General features: G+C 66.3%; 1 protein-coding gene. It reads left to right on the top strand.

The genetic code is table 11. From position 1 onward, the window contains the following. Window positions 1–108: 108 nt before the first annotated feature. A partial coding sequence (locus tag HKX41_12220; protein ID NNC24901.1) for an inositol monophosphatase occupies window positions 109–258 on the top strand: 150 nt, incomplete at its 3' end.

The following is a 258-nucleotide window of genomic DNA, read 5'->3' as shown; positions in this document are numbered from 1 at the left end:
TCGTGGTTCATGCGCAAATGGTAAACTCCCCGCCCCGGCCACAGGCGCCGGTTTCGTTCTTTCCCCCCGTCAGCCGTCCCCACCTCATTCCGTCCGAGGCCGTAAGCCATGCAGAAACCCGCCGTCACCCTCATGGTCAAGGCCGCCCGCGCCGCCGGCAACATCCTGTTGCGCCACATGCACCGCCTGGACGCGCTCAACGTGGTGGAGAAGGACCGCATGGACTACGCCAGCGAAGTCGACCGCCTGGCCGAAGCC

The sequence above is a fragment of the Salifodinibacter halophilus genome (assembly GCA_012999515.1).
Taxonomy (GTDB): domain Bacteria; phylum Pseudomonadota; class Gammaproteobacteria; order Nevskiales; family Salinisphaeraceae; genus Salifodinibacter; species Salifodinibacter halophilus.
The sequence above is the reverse complement of the archived record's forward strand: the minus strand, read 5'-3'. Positions and strand labels throughout refer to the sequence as shown.